Origin of the sequence: Planktothrix sp. FACHB-1355 (genome assembly GCF_014748295.1) — a bacterium.
GTDB classification, from domain to species: domain Bacteria; phylum Cyanobacteriota; class Cyanobacteriia; order Cyanobacteriales; family Aerosakkonemataceae; genus Aerosakkonema; species Aerosakkonema funiforme_A.
Window position 1 is genome coordinate 1 of the sequence record NZ_JACJUP010000028.1, and the last position, 16,525, is coordinate 16,525.

The following is a 16,525-nucleotide window of genomic DNA, read 5'->3' on the forward strand; positions in this document are numbered from 1 at the left end:
ACTCAGAGCTTCAGGTACTCAAAGCAATAGTAGAGTTAGAAAATCCCAACGCAGAAATTAAAAAAATCGCCGAATCCTACATAACCATGCCAGAATTGTTAATTGATGCCATCAACGAACGCGCTATAGCTACAATTGGCGATATAATTATCGAACAAGGATCGCTTTTTCCTGTAATTCCCGAAACCGAGTATTTGGCAAATATTAGGGTGATTCTCAAACCCAAGGAATAAACAATTAGTAAGGTGGGTTAGGTGCAAACCGTAACCCACCATTCAAACAAATTGGCGGTGCGTTACACTATCTTTAACGCACCCTACAACTAGCACCTAATCTAAAACATATGGCAAAATTGAAAATTCCCAAACGAGTTTCCACTACCTTACTCAGTTCCTTAAGTGCGGGAGTCGTCCCTAGAATTGGACTCGAACATATTGCTGTCGGTCGCGAAAAAGAAATGGCAGCACTATTACAAGACCTAGAAAACATAGCCGCTGGCGGTGCAGCATTTCGCTTCGTTGTCGGACGCTACGGTTCCGGCAAAAGTTTTCTGCTGCAACTGATTCGCAATCACGCAATGGAACAGGGTTTTGTAGTAGCTGATGTTGACTTATCCCCAGAACGCCGACTAGCAGCAACAGACGGTCAAGGCGTAGCCAGCTATCGGGAATTAATGCGAAACATCGCCACCAAAACTCATCCCAACGGCGGTGCTTTAGGATTAATTTTAGAAAAATGGATTAGCAGCATTCAAACTAAAGTTGCCGAAACTAGCGGAATGCGACCAAACGATACCGGCTTCGATGACCAAGTGGAATCGACAATTTTGGCAGCAGTAAAAAATATTGAAGGTTTAGTTCACGGATTTGACTTTGCCACAGTTGTGAGTAACTATTGGCGCGGCTACCGATTGGATGACAAAGATAAAAAAGACGCCGCACTGCGTTGGCTGCGCGGGGAATTCGCCACCAAAACAGAAGCCAAAGCGGCGCTGGGAGTGCGGGTAATTATTGACGACGATACCTGGTACGATTACGTCAAACTGGTTGCCAAATTTGCTGCCGATATTGGCTACAAAGGACTGTTGATGCTAATTGATGAAGCCGTGCATTTATGGAAGATAAGCAATGCAGTTTCGCGACAGAATAACTACGACAAACTACTGGCAATGTTTAACGACACCATGCAGGGGAGAGCGGAACACCTTGGTATTATTGTAGGTGGAACGCCTAAGTTTTTGGAAGATCCAAAACGAGGACTTTTCAACGATCCCGCATGGACTAGACGCACAGCCAAAAGCCGTTTTGTGAAAGCGGGTTTGCAGGATAATTCTGGCCCGGTTATACAATTGGAAACTTTAACTCAGCCAGAAATATTGCAGCTTTTGCAACGTTTGGCTGATGTTCACGCCACTCACTACGGTAGCGAAAAGAAACTGACAAACCGGGAATTTGATGAATTTTTGCAAGAAGTGATTAGTCGCTTGGGTGCGAATGCCTTGCTAACGCCGGGAGAAATTGTGCGAGATTTTTTGAGTGTTTTGAATATCCTGCAACAGAATTCAGAAATGTCTTTCGAGCAAATAATTCACGGTACTGGTTTGCAGCTTTCCTCGGCTGTAAAAAAATCTAATGGGGATGAAGATGGCGAAGTTGCTGAGTTTACTTTGTGATATTAATTTTACCTGTAGGGTGCTTTCCCTGGCACCCTAGCGTAGAGTTTGGCAAAAGTGGTAGAGGTGCAGCGCCGCGTGGACATCAACCAGCAAAAAGAACAGTTCAGTAATGCTTATTTACAGGCTGTGGCATCAGTAGCAGGCTATTCTCTCTACAAGCCAGCGGTAGACGATGATAGCGTAGACTGGGGGATTGCTGCTAGGGGTGGAACAGGACGTATTCGATCGCCTCGGCTAGAATTGCAGTTAAAATCTACTTCAAGGGATGTTCTCGACGACAGCTATGTTAGATACCCTCTCAAGCTGAAAAACTACGATGAATTGAGAATGGATAACTTTGCCATTCCGCGAATCTTAGTTGTAGTTTTACTCCCCGAAAATTTAGCTGACTGGATACAACAGTCCGAACAAGAACTTTGTATAAGGTATTGCGCGTATTGGCTGTCACTCCGAGGAATGCCTCAGACACAAAACACGGCAACGGTGACAGTTTCCTTACCCAGAAGTAACCTATTTACAGTCTCAGCCCTTCAGTCCTTAATGCAACTTATTAGTCAAGGAAGTCAACCATGAAAGTAACAGTACGAGATAGCGAAACTCTTAAAACTATAGAACCCAGCCAATTGGCTGCTTACTTGCAAACCCACGGCTGGTATGAAGATGGCTCGTTTTTGGATAATGCTACTATTTGGCTTTATAAAAAGGATGATGTAGATGAATTTGAAATTTTGTTACCTAATCTGAAAAGTTTGGGAGATTATGCAGCTCGTATGAGTGATGCTCTTTCAACGCTAGAGGTAGTAGAAAAGCGTTCTCAACTTGATATTTTAAGCGATTTGCTCACCAGCGCTTCCAATATAGAAATTCAGGGAATGGTAATTGAAATAGAAGAATTTAATTCTACTGGGATTGTCACCCTGATGGGAGTTGTTGTGGGAAAACTCCGCAGAATCAATGTTGAGCTAAGGCAACCAGAATACAACCTAGCAATTAAAGCTTATGAGCAGCGTTTGCCAGTTATATGCACTGGTGATTTGATTAAAAAAGATAGCTTTTTTGTACTGAATAATCCACGTAATTTCGCGATTTTAAACGCAGCGATACGTTGAAAAATCTACGCAGGATGTCTTTCATTCCTGGTTTCACGGTGCGAGTTTGCACCTTTTATTGGCCAAAATAACCTCGAAATATAGTAACATCAAATTGAAACAATGAAAGTCAATAAATTTAAGCATTATTGTTTCATACATGATGGTATAATGGGGAAAGTATTTCTGAGAGTTAAAAATGATGAATGATTTTTCAGAAAACTTAATTTGTCGCTACACCTTCAACGCCCAACATCTCATAGAATCCCATCCACCAAAGCTACATAACAACAACAAAAAGATTGTTTACCAAATCGCCTGCCCTCCCGGTTCTGTACACAATGGTGAGTTGGTATTCTCACGATGGCGTGCAATGCCATTATCGCCAGTTTCTCTTTTCCCAAACTATGAAACAGAGTTTGAGGAGCAAAAGGGTCACTTTAATTACGAGCCATCAAATCACAACAGTAACCAAGTTGAGTGGTATCTTAATTTCGCCCATTCCGATCTTTTTTGTGCATACGGGGGAGGATTATTTGCTCAGGATGAGATGCAAGTTGCCGAACATCCTGCTCTAGGTTCGCTTCGAGAGGCTTTGCTAAGTGCCAAGATCGAACCACTAACTGTAGAGAATGGAGAACCAACACCTGTCGTGATTCGCGGTGTTGAACGGCGGTGTGCGATCGCAACTAATGCAGATGCAGAACATGGACGACCTTTTGGACTTTATGGTAATAACTTTGCACGAGCTACAGCTGATGCGATAAGACTAGCAACAAAACCGATCGATCCACCTACCATAACTAATATTATTGCGATGGAAGCTCCTCCAGGAGGTTATGGCTATTACAGTTATGAAGATATTGAGTATGTGCTGACAACGGCATTCACTGGATTTTCAGCAGCCAGAATTGAATCTCACTTAGAACGTCAAGAGCCAATTGTTATTATTCACACTGGTTTTTGGGGATGTGGAGCTTATGGAGGTAATCGAGTCTTAATGGCTCTTTTGCAACTCCTCGCTGCTCGTCTTGCACAGATAAATCGTTTGGTATTCCATACAGGCGATACTACAGGATCGCAAGCTTTGGCAACTGCTCGACAAATTCTCGATCGGGATTTAGCAATTGGTGACTCCAGTATTCAAGTATCTGACTTGCTGACTGAGATTTATGCCATGAAATTTCAGTGGGGCGTTAGCGATGGAAATTAGGAGCGCAAAGCTGGAAAACACGCCGAGATTATTGAACTATTAAAACAAGCGGGTGCTACTAAGTCGTGAGCTTTCAGGTATTGTGGAATTTATAGGGGGAAATTTAGACGATCGCTCTTTTACCAAACTCAACCAAAAGTGCTTTAGCTAAGGTTATACCTTATTAATGTCTGCTTGTTCTCCATCAGGAACAGCACGAGGCAGTACAGATTTTTCATCATCTGGAATCGTTATCGGTACGCCTAAATACCTGCGTGCATTTTCTTCTGCTAGTTTGCGATCGCTTTCGCTGTCAAACTGACTTTCATCTAGCAAAGATGGGCTGCTTGCGGCTTCATCTTGAGTTGGCGGACGGCCATTTTTCCATTTGTAGTTAAAGTCCATAATTTAGTCAACCAAACAATTTACCATTTTTAAATTATAAAGTTCGATCGCGATCGGTACTTCTATTTTTTGGCATATTAAACAGTAGAGTACGCTTGTTATATTATGTCGATCGGCATACTCCTTTAGAATGGAAAATTTTGGTTATAGTCTCCGTTGAGTTCGCCAAATTAACCTCTAAGTTTCGTACTTGATAAACAAGCTCAATTTCTCGACTATTTCGTGGAAATAATATTAATCTCTAGTAATCGGTAAGCCCAGCCAGTCGCTGAGTTCTTGAGCTAACCACTCAATCTCTGGTGTAGTGAGAGGGAAAGCATTTTTAGTAGAAAGTTCGTACTTTTTCATCTCAGACCAAATTATCAAATATGGGTTACGCTCAAGGTTAAGATAAATGTCTTGTCTTCGCTCTATATGAGTAATATTTTGTCTTGAACTTGGGGACGGATTATAACGCCTAATTCCAAACAAATTGTAATGCAAAGAAATTTCCTGATGATCGATCGATAGCCGCATTTGGCCGAAGGTTGCCATCAATATATTCCAAATACCGGAGACTACTAAAGCTAATACAGCTAATACAAGTGAAATTAATCCTATCTTTAAAAATAAAGTTCCTGTTTCGATTATTAGCATAGCTATAGGTAGTAAAGCTAATCCAGCAATAAGTGGAAATACAATTATACTTGCTAATATACTTTGATTAAAAACTGAAAAAAAACCTGCTGGTAAAATAATAATTTCTAATAAATTAGCGGTTTTATTCAAAATAACTTTACTGCCAGGAGGCTTTTTAGTGATTACCCGATCGCTCTTTTTATGCGTAGCATTTTTCGTTTTATCTAAAGCTTGCAAAGCCTCTTGTGCAGAAGCCAAACGTTTACTTGAAATCGGTTCTGTCATCCATTTTAGCCAATCAGTCAAACCAAGGCTAATATTAGCTGCTCGTTCAAATTCAATTCGTAAATCTGTTTGAGGTAAATCGGTTGGATGTTGACCAGTTACCAGATAAATTAAAGTAGCTCCCACACTATAAAGGTCAGAAGCAGGAGTTGCCCTACCGCTAAATTGTTCCGGCGGCATATAACCGTAAGTTCCCACTACAGTCATAGTACCACCTCTTTTAGAGGCCAGAGTTTGCACCGAGCCAAAATCTACCAAATAAACCTGACCGACACTATTACCAGAGCGATTAGTTAATAAAATATTGCTAGGTTTAATATCGCGGTGAATTACTGGCGGCTGTCGCCCGTGCAGATAAGTTAAAATTTCTAAAATACCTTTAGCTAGTTGCTTAACTTCTACTTCGCTGAAGCTACGTCCCGCTCTCAGTTGTTCTTCTAGAGATTGTGCTTGAATATAACTTTGTACTAAAGCAAATCCTTTAATATTTGGTGAATCTATTTCAAAATAGTCTAGGTAGCGGGGAATTCCAGGGTGAGAGAGTGCTTTGAGAGTTTCGGCTTCTCTTTCAAACAACTTCAAATCATCCCAGCCAAAGTTATTATCAAATAACAATAATTTAACCACTGCTAATTCTCGCGTTTCGAGGTCGCGTGCTAGCAGGGTTCGTCGTCCCGCTTTTTTGCCCAGTTCCCGTTGCACTTGGTAGCGATCGCGCAGCGTTTCTTGTGGAATATCACCCAATCCCAGACCTGTCATTTGTCGCACTTCAGAGGTTTGTAATTTATTTAGCTAATACCTCTTTGCCTCTGCTACCGTAAGATTACTGAATCTAACAATAAATATGATACTCATCTATGATATTTAATTTATTATTATATCATTACATTAGGTTAAGTTTAATTGGTGAAATTCATATCGAATTTCATTTTAATAAACAAGGCAGAGCCTCGAAAATTTCGCTCCCAGGTAGAACCTGGGAGCGAGAAAAGGTGAGAAATAAGTAAATCCAGAATCTAAAATTTATGAGTCCTTTTTCCCGTCTAGCACCATTCATCCAAGAATACATCTACAACAACGGTTGGAGCGAATTAAGAGCAGTCCAAATCGAAGCCTGCCGAGTTATCTTTGAAACAGACGCTCACCTATTAATTGCCGCTGCAACAGCTTCCGGCAAAACCGAAGCAGCTTTTCTGCCAGTGGTGACATTATTGCACGAAAAACCCGCCACAAGCATCGGCGTTTTATACATTGGCCCGATTAAAGCGCTGATCAATGACCAATTCGATCGACTCAACGACCTTTTGAAAGAAGCAGATATTCCCGTTTGGGCTTGGCACGGTGATGTATTGCGAAGTCGCAAAGAAATGATGCTCAAAAATCCCCAAGGCGTTCTACAAATTACCCCCGAATCTTTAGAAAGTTTGCTGATTAACAAAAAACCTCCCGAACTGACTCGCCTGTTCAATGACTTGCGGTTTATCATCATTGATGAAATCCATGCCTTCATGGGATCTGAACGCGGTTGTCAGATTCTCTGTCAGTTAGCGCGGTTATCGAAATTTGTGAAAAACACGCCCCGCCGAATTGGTTTGTCAGCAACGCTTGGCGATTATTCGTCAGCTGAAGAATGGCTGCGTGCCGAAACTGAAAATCCAGTTATTACTGCTAATATTAACGATAGACAGCGTACAGTTCACTTGGCTTTAGAACATTTCTATACTCAGAAACCCTCCGAGAAACCCGGTTTCTCTAAGAAACCGGGTTTCTTTGAGGATTTCTACGAAAGTCCCCATTACAGATACATTTTCAACCTTACCAAATCTCGCAAATGTCTGATTTTTACTAACAATCGCGCCGAGACAGAATCGGTTATTTCTAATGTGCGTCAGATTGCCTACGCGGAAGGGTTGCCGGATATTTATCACGTCCATCACGGCAGCATTTCTGCCAAATTGCGCGAAGCTGCTGAGGAGGCAATGCGCGAAGCAAATACCCCGGCTGTCACGGCTGCCACAGTCACTTTAGAAATGGGAATAGACCTGGGTCAATTACAGCGAGTAATTCAGCTTAACGCACCTTTTTCAGTATCCAGCTTTTTGCAGAGATTGGGACGTACTGGCAGACGAGGTGACCCCGCCGATATGCGCTTTATTTGCACTGAAGAAGAACTATCCGATGAAGAATCGTTGCCAGAACAAATTCCCTGGCAATTGCTACAATGTATTGCCATTATTCAACTTTATTTAGAAGAAAGATGGATTGAACCGATCGAACCCACGCAGTATCCTTTGAGTTTGCTGTATCACCAAACGATGAGTATTTTAACAGCAGCGGGGGAACTTTCACCAGCTGCGCTTGCCGATCGCGTTTTGACTTTGCCCAGCTTTAGCGCTATTTCCAAAGATGATTTCCGACAATTCTTGCGTTACCTAATCGATATCGATCACATTGAGCAAACAGAACAAGGTGAGTTAATTGTAGGTTCAAGTGCGGAAAAAATTGTGCGTTCTTTCCATTTTTACGCTGTCTTTGCCGAACAGAAAGAGTACATCGTCAGGGATGACTCGATGGAAATTGGCAGCATCATTATGCCGCCGTCTGTGGGAGGGCAGTTTACTTTGGCGGGTCGGACTTGGGAAGTTTTGGATATTGAGCCAAAAGCAAAAACGCTTTGGGTAAAGCAAGTTGAGGGAATGGCGAGTATTGCTTGGCGCGGTAGCAGTAGCGCTAATATTCACACCCGCATTTTGCAAAGAATGCGACAGGTTCTGTTTGAGGATGTTGAGTATAGCTATTTGCAAACGGGTGCGAAGGAAAGACTAAAGGCGGTTCGTCAATTAGCTAGAAATGCGGCATTGAATAAAAGTAATATTTTATCGTTAGAAGGTAAGAGTTGCTGTATTTTTCCGTGGATGGGTACTGTGGCTTATCGCACGCTAGAAAGATTGCTAAATGTGTTTGGTCGGGAGTATTTAGATATGAGAAGTATTGGCGGTTCGCCACCTTATTTTTTAACCTTAAAAGTTGGGAAAAGCCGACCGGAAGATATTCGAGATGCTATTGTTGAGCTTTGTCAGCGGCAAATTAAGGCAGAAGATTTGGTAAATCCGCAAGAAGCGCTCAAATTACACAAGTATGACGAGTTTATTCCTCCGGATCTGCTAAGGCAAGCATTTGCCGTCGATTATCTGGATATGGAGGAACTAAGAAGTATTGCGATCGGTTGGTAGTCACGATCGAATGACTTCCGCGTAACGGCACTAGCCTCTTTCCTTTCTGTTGTTAAACTTGTAGGGTTTAAATAAGCGATCCCCGCCCCGCCATCAAGGGGAAGTAGGCGATCCCAGCCCACAGTCGTACAACCCGGACTTCGCAGATGCAGGGATTTCCATCCCATTGATATATCCGTATATCCCTGTGTTGTTCGCAGTTTCCTTGTTGAGCCTGCGAGCCGTAAATTCCAGACAGGGTTGCTGACTCTGGCTCAACTATCTAAAAAAACAGATGGATTTCTGTCGCCACGAGGCTCTATGAGAAAAAGTTCAGGTTTAAAGTCCCGTTACAATCTATCAAGGCAGAAGCAAGACAGACAACAAATTGCAACTGTTCTCAGTGTCGGGCTGTGTGTGGTGCTGGTTGCAGTACCCCTGTTAGAAGCAAGATACGGTCGGGGGCTAGCGCGAAGAACGATCGCGTGTCTGTTCTCCAAAAAAAGCCGCGAAACGACGGGATATCAAAGCGAAAAGAGGGTTTTCTCGCTGGCGCTGATGCAGCCGGAGAAACGGGTAGCTGAATTAGAAGCGATCGCCAACGGGGACGGCTCCCGCGAGGGTGCTAGAGCCCGTTATCTGCTGGCATCAGATCTGATCCAACAGCAGCAGGGACAAAAAGCGCTGGACTTGTTAGAAGGATTGGAGTGCGACTACTCTCTTCTGGGGGCGCAGGCGATCGCCAAACGCGCCCAAGCTTATCAAGTCATGGGCGATCGAGATAAAGCAACTGCCGAATGGGAGAATTTGCTCAAATACTATCCCGACACTCCCTTGATGCCAGAAGCTCTGGTGGGGCTGGGCAAGACGAAACGAAACGATTGGGACATAGCGATCGCCAAATACCCCAGCCATCCCCGTACCCTGGAAATGGCACGCTTGTGGCTCAAAGAGAAACCCAATCAGAGAGATTTGATGTTGTTGCTGGCAAAGTATGCCTCCGACACCCCAGGAATCAGCGAGGTGCTGGATAAGTTGCTCGCCCTACCTGGGATGGTAGACGGAAAACCGGTTGACCCCCTCAAGCCAGAAGACTGGGAAGCGATCGCTCAAGGCTACTGGAACGACAAAAAATACGGCCAAGCCAGCGCCGCTTATGCCAAAGCGCCCCCCACACCCCACAACGCCTACCTTGTCGCCAGGGGACTCCAGCTAGCCCAGAAGCAGAAAGACGCCAATCTCGCCTATAAAAAAATGGTGAGCGACTTCTCCAAAGCCAAAGAAACCGGCACCGCCCTAGTTGAGATCGGCAAAATAGAACCCTCGATAGAGGCGGTGCCTTATCTGGAGCGTGCGATCGAACAATTTCCCGACTCTGCCCCGGAAGCGCTGCTAGTAAAAGCCGAAGCTTTAGACAATCTCAATAATGCCCGCGCCGCAGCCGAAACTCGCCAATTATTGCTCACCAAGTATGCCAATTCCGATGCAGCTGCACAATATCGGTGGAAAATTGCCAAAGCCAAGGCAGATGCTGGAGATTACCAGGCGGCACTCCAATGGGCCGAGCCAATCCTCACCCAAAGCCCCAACAGCGAAAATGCTCGCGAGGCAGGTTTTTGGGCAGGCAAATGGGCCATGCGACTCGGACAGAAACAGCAAGCGAAAGCAATTTTTGAGCGGGTTGTGGCACAATACCCGCAATCTTACTATGCTTGGCGTTCTGCCACCTTCCTGGGTTGGGATGTGGGAAACTTTAATACCGTGAGGGAGATGACGCCTCAACTAGCGCTCCTCGCCGAACGCCCTTTACTGCCAACTGGCTCTGATTCATTGAAAGAACTATATCAGCTGGCGCAAGATCGAGATGCTTGGGCACTCTGGCAAGCGGAATTTAAAAACAGACTCAAACCAACGGTAGCCCAACAATTTACCGATGGTCTCCTGAAAATGGCAGCAGGGGATTATTTATCGGGAATTTCTGAAGTGGCGACGCTAGAAGACCGAGAAGAGCCAGCCGATATAGCTGAATTCAACTCTCTTAAGCAACAACCGATTTTCTGGTACGCTCTATATCCTTTTCCGTACCAAGAAATTATCGAAACTTGGACGAAAAAACGCGAGATCAATCCTTTGCTAGTGGTTAGCCTCATCCGCCAGGAATCCCGATTTATGCCGAATATTAAATCTTCTGCCGGTGCTGTTGGCTTAATGCAGGTGATACCGGGAGTTGCAGCTTCAGTAGCCAGAATAATCAACCTCAAGGAATATAACTTGGAAAATCCTGACGACAACGTTAATCTGGGCACATGGCTTTTGTTTGAAACTCACCAAAAATATACCAATAACTCTGCCTTCGCATTGGCTAGTTACAATGCCGGTTCGGGTAATGTATCCAAATGGCTCAAACAGAAAGAATTTACCGATCCGGATGAATTTATCGAAAACATTCCTTTTCCGGAAACTAAAGAATACGTGAAGCAAGTGTTTAGCAATTACTGGAATTACCTGCGCCTGTACGATCCCAAAGTTGGTCAGCTAGTTGCTAATTCAGTAAGTCAAAAATAAGGGATTAGGGGTTAGGGGCTAAGGGCTAGGGGGAGCGGGTGAGCGGGTGAGCGGGTGAGTAGAAGAATAAATCTTTCCCTTTTCCCCTTTTCTCCTTTTCCCCTTTTCCCCTAGTCCCTAGTCCCTAGTCCCTAACCCCTTCTTCACTGAGTCGATCGCGAAAATATTGCTCGTACAAACGGCATCTGGCAGTGCAATTATTGCCATCCAGCTTTACCAGACCCATACTGTTTAATTTAAACGCTAATTCCGATCGCAATCGCACTCCTGCTGAAGCAGTCACAACCTCTTTCATCGCTTCTAACAAATCTGGATATTTTTCTAAATTCCACAAATGTCGCCGTAGATGATCGCTATAAATTCCCGCTTCTGTGGCAGCTTCTTCCACCACTCGATCTAAAGTGACATCTTCACGGGCAATATGATACATAGCCAGTCGAACTAAATAGGGATGTCCTCCTACTAAATTCATTAATTTTTCTACTTGCTGGGCATTCCAATCTAGTCCGTGCCGTCTCGCCAATTCTTGCATTTGCTGCCAGTTAAACTCCGGTAAATCTATGGGCAATCCCACATTAAAAGGCGATTTATTGATATCCAATGGAATGTAAACTTCGGTGGAATGTACTACTATTAAGCGAAATTTTTGCCAGATTTCGCGTCGTTTGGCTTCTTCGTGCAACGCTCGCAACAAACCAAAAAAGTCATCGGCAATTTCTGGGGATTCAAATACGCGATCGACTTCATCCAAACCTAAAGTTAAAGAAGTCGAAACCTCTGATAGCAAGCACTGTTCAAAATAAGCTTTGCAACACAGGTTGCTACCAATAATATCTGCTAATTCCCAAGCTTTACTCAAGTGTTCCAGCATTCCCAACTCTTGTCCGATGCTGGCACAAAACCACTGCAAAAATGTATCGGAATTGGTAAAAACCCGTTTATTTGCTAACTGAAGACTTAAGGCGATCGTGCGAGAGCCTTGTTTTTCTGCTCGCGCCAAAATCCTCGCCATCAGAGAAGTTTTACCCATCTGTCTGGGCGCTTTGATGCGGATGAGCGCCCCTGGTTGGGAGATCGTCTCGTAACAGCGCGTTTCGATGGGAGGACGATCGATATAAAAGCTAGATTCACCTCGCACTTGCCCTTCTGGTATTTCTGGTGCGGCGACCGGTAGAGGAGGAGAAGGGGGGAGACCTGGAGTGAGGGAGTGGGGGAGATTTTCGCTTTTGTCAATACTCAGTCCCCAATCTCCCGTTTCTTCCGTGGCCCAGTTGACGGCTAATTCGCGATCGCTACTCAGAGAGCTGCGTCCTTGTGCCACTACACTGAGAATTTCGGATACTACGGTCGAAGTATCCTCGTCACCGCGCCATTGCCACGGCTGACTTTGTTGCAAAAGTTGCCACAAATCAAACGGTAGGGGCATCGCTTTTGAAAGGCTTTTCGGCGATAAATCCAGCCATATCGGTAAAATTGCTGGTTTTTGAGCTAAATAGTTGCTCTTGCCTGCTTGCTCTCTGCGATTTGTTAATTCCTTGGCGACGCGCACCTCTTCCAATAGGATTTCGCTGACAGCAGATTCAAAAGACAACAACAATACCAAGTAATCGCAGACCTTTAAATATTCTTCTGGCGGGTGATTTTTTTTGGCCATGAAAACTTCGTGTCCCGCAGCACTCAAAGCTTGCTGCAACTGCTGGGCGAGGCGGAAGTCTTCAGTGCGATCGCTAATCGCAACTTTAGCATTAAGCTGCGGTATTTCATCATCATCGGATTTATCGGAAAAATCCGCTATATTTCGCCACTCTTGCCCCAAAACATGACAAATTTCCTGGAAATTCGCATAATCGACAGGTCTGCCATTGAGGAAGTTGCTGACGGTGGATTGAGCTATCCCTAAATTCTCGGCGAGGACTTTTTGACTGGGAAAGCCGTTTCTCAGAAGAGACGACTTGACTGTAGGAATGCACTGGGGGCGAACTTTTAGCGATCGCGGCATTGCTGCGCCATCAGAAAATACACTTCTCACATCTTAAATGCCAGCCTCACCGAAAGTCGATGAGAAGTCGATGAGATCTCGAAGAAGTCGGTCAAGAACTCAGTCAAGCATCCGTCTAAATAGAAAATATCAAGAGTTTGGACAATAGCCATGCAGCTTAACAACAGAATTGATTCATCGATCGTTACCATGAATAGTTCTGCACTGGCAATTCGCAAATCAGGCGGAAATGTAACTCCTAAAAATTGGCAATCCTTAATCAAAGTTACGTTAGGCGGTGTCTACTTAGTACTGATTCTGGCTTTACCAGCAGCAGCTTGTGGTTCTTATCGTATGAGCAATTTTGAGTTTGGTTCTCTGCTGTTTGTACTGCCGGCGATCGTATCATTTTATGGCTATGGAATCCCTCTGCTTACCATCATTCTCATCGAAGCTTATATTTTGCACAAACGAGAATCGATTCCTTACTTGAAAGCTTGTGGATTTACGACTTTAGCAAACATATTTTACTTGCTAGCTTGCTTTGTCAGTTACGCATCTTTTTTCAGTCTATTTTTCCCGATATCTATAATTAGCTCGGCTATATCTGCGGCGATGTGCCTCTCGTTTTGTCAGCGCACAGGGTACTTAAAAAATATTAGCCAACGGATGTTTATTTTATTGGTTTATCTATTCTTTATGGGATTAGGCGTTGCCAGTTCAGTAATGGTGGAATCGATAAGTGCTTCCGCCGAGCGCAATGTGCTTTATGCAGTGACAGCAGGGATATTACTGATTGGATTTATCTTTGGTTTTGTGGCGAAAGGTTTTGCGATCGCACGCAATCTCCGCGAAAAACGTCCCAGTCTTGCAAGTACCGTCATGTCAATGCAAGTAGGCTCATTTCCGATTGTGGCGATCGCCTATTACATGATGCAAAATCAACAGTGGTTTTGATGAAAAGCAATAACAGTTAAAATTTTGTGACGAAAATGAAAATCTCTCCATCAAAGAACGGTATTTTGCGTTATTTGCGTCCTTTATCTATCATTCTTTCTCTCAGTATTCTAGGTGTTAGTTCAGTTACTGTAGCAGCAATGGTTAATTATATGGATGTGCCAACTTTTATCGCCAGTTTGAGTGCCAAAAAAATAACCCTTTCCGAATTGAAGCAGGGAAAATTAAAAAATGCGATTTTGATTGATGTGCGATCGCCAGAAGAATACGCCGAAGATCGCATCGGTAATAGTCCACTTGTACCGCTAACAGATATTCAAAGTGGTTTTGGCGTGCATCAGATTCGCGTTATGGCACAAAAGTATGTGCAAAAAAATCATATTCAGCCAACAATCGTACTTTATTGTACATCTGGGCCGCGTTCGATTAAAGCCTACAAAGAATTGGAAAAAACAGATTTGAATTTGATTGTTTTAGAAGGCGGTATCAGAGTATGGCGTTTGGCAATACCCGCATCAAAAGATGCAGAAATTTTAGCTCCGATAACCGCATCAGCGCACGCGATCGACTCTTCTGATGTGCGGGTAAACGCCCGTTGATAAACTTGCTCGTAATTATAGAGAAACCGAGTTTATTCAACCAGCTTATTTATAGCAATTTCACAAGCTAATCAACCCGGTTTCTCTATTCTCTAATTTACGAAAATAGGAAAATAAAACTATGGTTATCCTAGAAAATACAAAAACTCAACTGAAATTGCGGTATCGACCTTATTACCTTTGGCTTGGTACAACTGGCTGGATATTAGGCACCTTTTCGATCGTTCTGCTAATCTACTGGCAACTTAGCCCGTTCATGAATTTCTTGTGGATGCCATTTTTTATTATATTCAACCTAATCGCAAGCGCTTTCGTGCTGATTTGGCCTGGACGGGTGATTATATATCATTTTGATAAAGACTACAACAGCTTAAGCATCCAGCGACGCGGCTTGCTTAAAACCAAGGTGAGTTGGTATTTTATGGCGGATATTTTAGATGTCCAACTTCAATCAAATGGATGGCAGCATCATGATGCAAGTGATTATGAAATTGCAATTTTTTTGGCATCTGGTGAAAGCGTAACTCTAAACTTGGGAATTAAGTCGATCGCACAAAAACTAGAAACCATTAATCTGATTCGGAAGTTTCTGGGAATGCCGCTGGAAAAAGTGTCCAAAGTCGATGAGAAGTCGATGAATTCTCGAACAAGTCAGTCAAGAACTCAATAAAACATCTGTCTAAATAGAAAATAGCAAAGGTTTGGTGAATATGGATGAACTTAGCGGGAGGTTAATGTGTTGCCTAGCTTTACCTGGATCGGATCGCAGTTAAGTTTAGCGTTGTTCTGGCTAGCAGTTAGTATGAGTCTTTGCTTAACTGAGTTATTTTTACCAAAAACTTTCGCAAAAAGCTTTCGATTCGTGCCGTTAACAACAGGAATTTGCGCTTTTCTTTTAGCGCTGTTTTTGTTTCGAGCAAACAGAGTTCCGCCGTTTAATTTTCAAATTTTGTATTGGATGGGAGTATCTACGGCTTGCGTTATTTGGATACGTCCGATGTTTCTAAAACAGAGAAATAAAGTTATTAAAGACGCAACCGAAGCCAGAACTATAACAGAAATTACACCAGCACAAACTGGAGAGGTACTTTATGAAGGTTCTGTTTGGCAGGCGAGTTGTGACGATCATATCGAGGCGATTCCACCCAACCAAAAAGTTTATGTTTTGCGTCGCGAAGGCAACACTTTAATTGTCGTACCTAAAAAGATTTTTCAGTAGGAGGTTATGGAATTGTGGACTTTTACCCAATCTGGTTGCTGGCACAAATAACGAGCGATCGCAACTTTATCATCACTCCACCTTGGTTTTGGTTAATTGCGGGAGTTATTCTCACTACCAGTGAATTTTTACTTGCCAAAAAATTGCCTTCTCAATATAAATTTATTGCCTTGTCTATGGCAGCAAGCGCCTTTATTACATCAATTGTGGTATGGCAAATGACCGTAAGACTGGGAATCGATTGGAACATCATCATGTACGAAGATTTTGGCATCCAAATTCTGTACTGGATGGGCGTATGTTTTGCTTGTATTATCTGGGTGCGTCCCACCTTAATCAAGCGTAAAAAGTTTGTCATTCCCGATGCAACAGAAGCAAAAACTGTGACCGATATTTTGCCGGGAGAAAACGGACAAGTTCTCTATGAAGGTTGTTTTTGGCAAGCGCGATGTGCGGATAAAACAGGTGCGATCGCATCCAATCAAAAAGTTTACGTTTTACACCGAGAAGGCAATACTTTGATTGTCGCTCCCGAAACAATGTTCAATTCTTAGACAAGGCTAAAAGAAACCGGGTTTCTTTAGTTATTCACCCAAAAAGCTTGGTAATGTCAGGATGAGAAACCCGGTTTCTCGCCTCTCAGACACACAAAAAGGAGATTAATCATGGATTATTTAATGTGGCTGGCATTTATGGCAATTACAGGTACAGCAACTCTCGCTGGTAGTATCA

The 16,525-nt window shown here is 43.4% G+C and carries 15 protein-coding genes; 12 read left to right on the forward strand and 3 right to left on the reverse strand.

The window, feature by feature from the left end; all coding sequences use genetic code 11:
• From H6S82_RS03070 to H6S82_RS03090, 5 genes are all read left to right on the forward strand, one after another.
• On the forward strand, window positions 1–233 hold a 233-nt coding region (locus H6S82_RS03070; RefSeq protein ID WP_199317864.1), incomplete at its 5' end, for a tellurite resistance TerB C-terminal domain-containing protein.
• Window positions 234–343: 110 nt separating this feature from the next.
• The gene (locus tag H6S82_RS03075) at window positions 344–1,672 is read left to right on the forward strand and encodes an ATP-binding protein (protein ID WP_190469863.1); all 1,329 of its coding nucleotides are present in this window, start codon (window positions 344–346) and stop codon (window positions 1,670–1,672) included.
• A 66-nt stretch (window positions 1,673–1,738) separates the two neighbouring features.
• On the forward strand, window positions 1,739–2,248 hold the full coding sequence (locus tag H6S82_RS03080; RefSeq protein WP_347339454.1) for a DUF4365 domain-containing protein: 510 nt from the start codon (window positions 1,739–1,741) through the stop codon (window positions 2,246–2,248).
• A complete protein-coding gene (locus H6S82_RS03085; protein ID WP_190469860.1) occupies window positions 2,245–2,784 on the forward strand; it encodes a hypothetical protein in 540 nt (179 codons plus the stop codon). The genes H6S82_RS03080 and H6S82_RS03085 overlap by 4 nt, the downstream gene beginning before the upstream one ends.
• 178 nt (window positions 2,785–2,962) lie before the next feature.
• Window positions 2,963–3,976: a hypothetical protein gene (locus tag H6S82_RS03090; protein ID WP_190469857.1), complete on the forward strand. Its 1,014-nt coding sequence runs from the start codon at window positions 2,963–2,965 to the stop codon at window positions 3,974–3,976.
• Between the two features lie 153 nt (window positions 3,977–4,129).
• Here the strand turns inward: H6S82_RS03090 and H6S82_RS03095 are convergent, their stop codons facing one another.
• Window positions 4,130–4,360, reverse strand: coding sequence for a bromodomain-containing protein (locus H6S82_RS03095; RefSeq protein WP_190469854.1), 231 nt, complete (start codon window positions 4,358–4,360; stop codon window positions 4,130–4,132).
• A gap of 234 nt (window positions 4,361–4,594) precedes the next feature.
• Window positions 4,595–6,022: a serine/threonine-protein kinase gene (locus H6S82_RS03100; RefSeq protein WP_190469852.1), complete on the reverse strand. Its 1,428-nt coding sequence runs from the start codon at window positions 6,020–6,022 to the stop codon at window positions 4,595–4,597.
• Window positions 6,023–6,288: 266 nt separating this feature from the next.
• On the opposite strand from H6S82_RS03100, the gene H6S82_RS03105 reads away from it, so the two are divergent.
• Together H6S82_RS03105 and H6S82_RS03110 are read left to right on the forward strand one after the other, a co-directional pair.
• Window positions 6,289–8,496, forward strand: a complete 2,208-nt coding sequence (locus H6S82_RS03105) for a DEAD/DEAH box helicase (RefSeq protein ID WP_190469847.1) — start codon at window positions 6,289–6,291, stop codon at window positions 8,494–8,496.
• A 300-nt stretch (window positions 8,497–8,796) separates the two neighbouring features.
• Complete coding sequence (locus H6S82_RS03110) at window positions 8,797–11,040, forward strand: transglycosylase SLT domain-containing protein (RefSeq protein WP_190469844.1); 2,244 nt, start codon at window positions 8,797–8,799, stop codon at window positions 11,038–11,040.
• Window positions 11,041–11,164: 124 nt separating this feature from the next.
• Here the strand turns inward: H6S82_RS03110 and H6S82_RS03115 are convergent, their stop codons facing one another.
• Window positions 11,165–13,069, reverse strand: coding sequence for an AAA-like domain-containing protein (locus H6S82_RS03115; RefSeq protein WP_322111963.1), 1,905 nt, complete (start codon window positions 13,067–13,069; stop codon window positions 11,165–11,167).
• A gap of 120 nt (window positions 13,070–13,189) precedes the next feature.
• Here H6S82_RS03115 and H6S82_RS03120 point away from each other — a divergent pair, with 120 nt between their 5' ends.
• The 5 genes from H6S82_RS03120 to H6S82_RS03140 all read left to right on the forward strand — a co-directional run bounded on the left by H6S82_RS03120 (window position 13,190) and on the right by H6S82_RS03140 (window position 16,347).
• Window positions 13,190–13,975 carry a hypothetical protein gene (locus tag H6S82_RS03120; RefSeq protein WP_190469841.1) on the forward strand — a complete coding sequence of 262 codons (786 nt, stop codon included), beginning with the start codon at window positions 13,190–13,192 and terminating at the stop codon, window positions 13,973–13,975.
• 35 nt (window positions 13,976–14,010) lie between these two features.
• Entirely contained in the window at window positions 14,011–14,574 is a 564-nt protein-coding gene (locus tag H6S82_RS03125) for a rhodanese-like domain-containing protein (RefSeq protein WP_206756847.1), read from the forward strand.
• A 121-nt stretch (window positions 14,575–14,695) separates the two neighbouring features.
• The gene (locus H6S82_RS03130) at window positions 14,696–15,244 is read left to right on the forward strand and encodes a hypothetical protein (RefSeq protein WP_190469834.1); all 549 of its coding nucleotides are present in this window, start codon (window positions 14,696–14,698) and stop codon (window positions 15,242–15,244) included.
• A 288-nt stretch (window positions 15,245–15,532) separates the two neighbouring features.
• Entirely contained in the window at window positions 15,533–15,793 is a 261-nt protein-coding gene (locus tag H6S82_RS33240) for an NfeD family protein (RefSeq protein WP_277926383.1), read from the forward strand.
• A gap of 14 nt (window positions 15,794–15,807) precedes the next feature.
• Entirely contained in the window at window positions 15,808–16,347 is a 540-nt protein-coding gene (locus H6S82_RS03140; RefSeq protein WP_190469832.1) for an NfeD family protein, read from the forward strand.
• Window positions 16,348–16,525: the final 178 nt, after the last annotated feature.

Excerpts from the sequence above, each read along its gene's own strand:
- H6S82_RS03095 (WP_190469854.1), bottom strand. The coding sequence starts at position 4,360 with ATGGACTTTAACTACAAATGGAAAAATGGCCGTCCGCCAACTCAAGAT.
- H6S82_RS03130 (WP_190469834.1), top strand. The coding sequence starts at position 14,696 with ATGGTTATCCTAGAAAATACAAAAACTCAACTGAAATTGCGGTATCGA.
- H6S82_RS03105 (WP_190469847.1), top strand. The coding sequence starts at position 6,289 with ATGAGTCCTTTTTCCCGTCTAGCACCATTCATCCAAGAATACATCTAC.
- H6S82_RS33240 (WP_277926383.1), top strand. The coding sequence starts at position 15,533 with ATGGGAGTATCTACGGCTTGCGTTATTTGGATACGTCCGATGTTTCTA.
- H6S82_RS03120 (WP_190469841.1), top strand. The coding sequence starts at position 13,190 with ATGCAGCTTAACAACAGAATTGATTCATCGATCGTTACCATGAATAGT.
- H6S82_RS03110 (WP_190469844.1), top strand. The coding sequence starts at position 8,797 with ATGAGAAAAAGTTCAGGTTTAAAGTCCCGTTACAATCTATCAAGGCAG.
- H6S82_RS03085 (WP_190469860.1), top strand. The coding sequence starts at position 2,245 with ATGAAAGTAACAGTACGAGATAGCGAAACTCTTAAAACTATAGAACCC.
- H6S82_RS03075 (WP_190469863.1), top strand. The coding sequence starts at position 344 with ATGGCAAAATTGAAAATTCCCAAACGAGTTTCCACTACCTTACTCAGT.
- H6S82_RS03125 (WP_206756847.1), top strand. The coding sequence starts at position 14,011 with ATGAAAATCTCTCCATCAAAGAACGGTATTTTGCGTTATTTGCGTCCT.
- H6S82_RS03090 (WP_190469857.1), top strand. The coding sequence starts at position 2,963 with ATGATGAATGATTTTTCAGAAAACTTAATTTGTCGCTACACCTTCAAC.
- H6S82_RS03100 (WP_190469852.1), bottom strand. The coding sequence starts at position 6,022 with ATGACAGGTCTGGGATTGGGTGATATTCCACAAGAAACGCTGCGCGAT.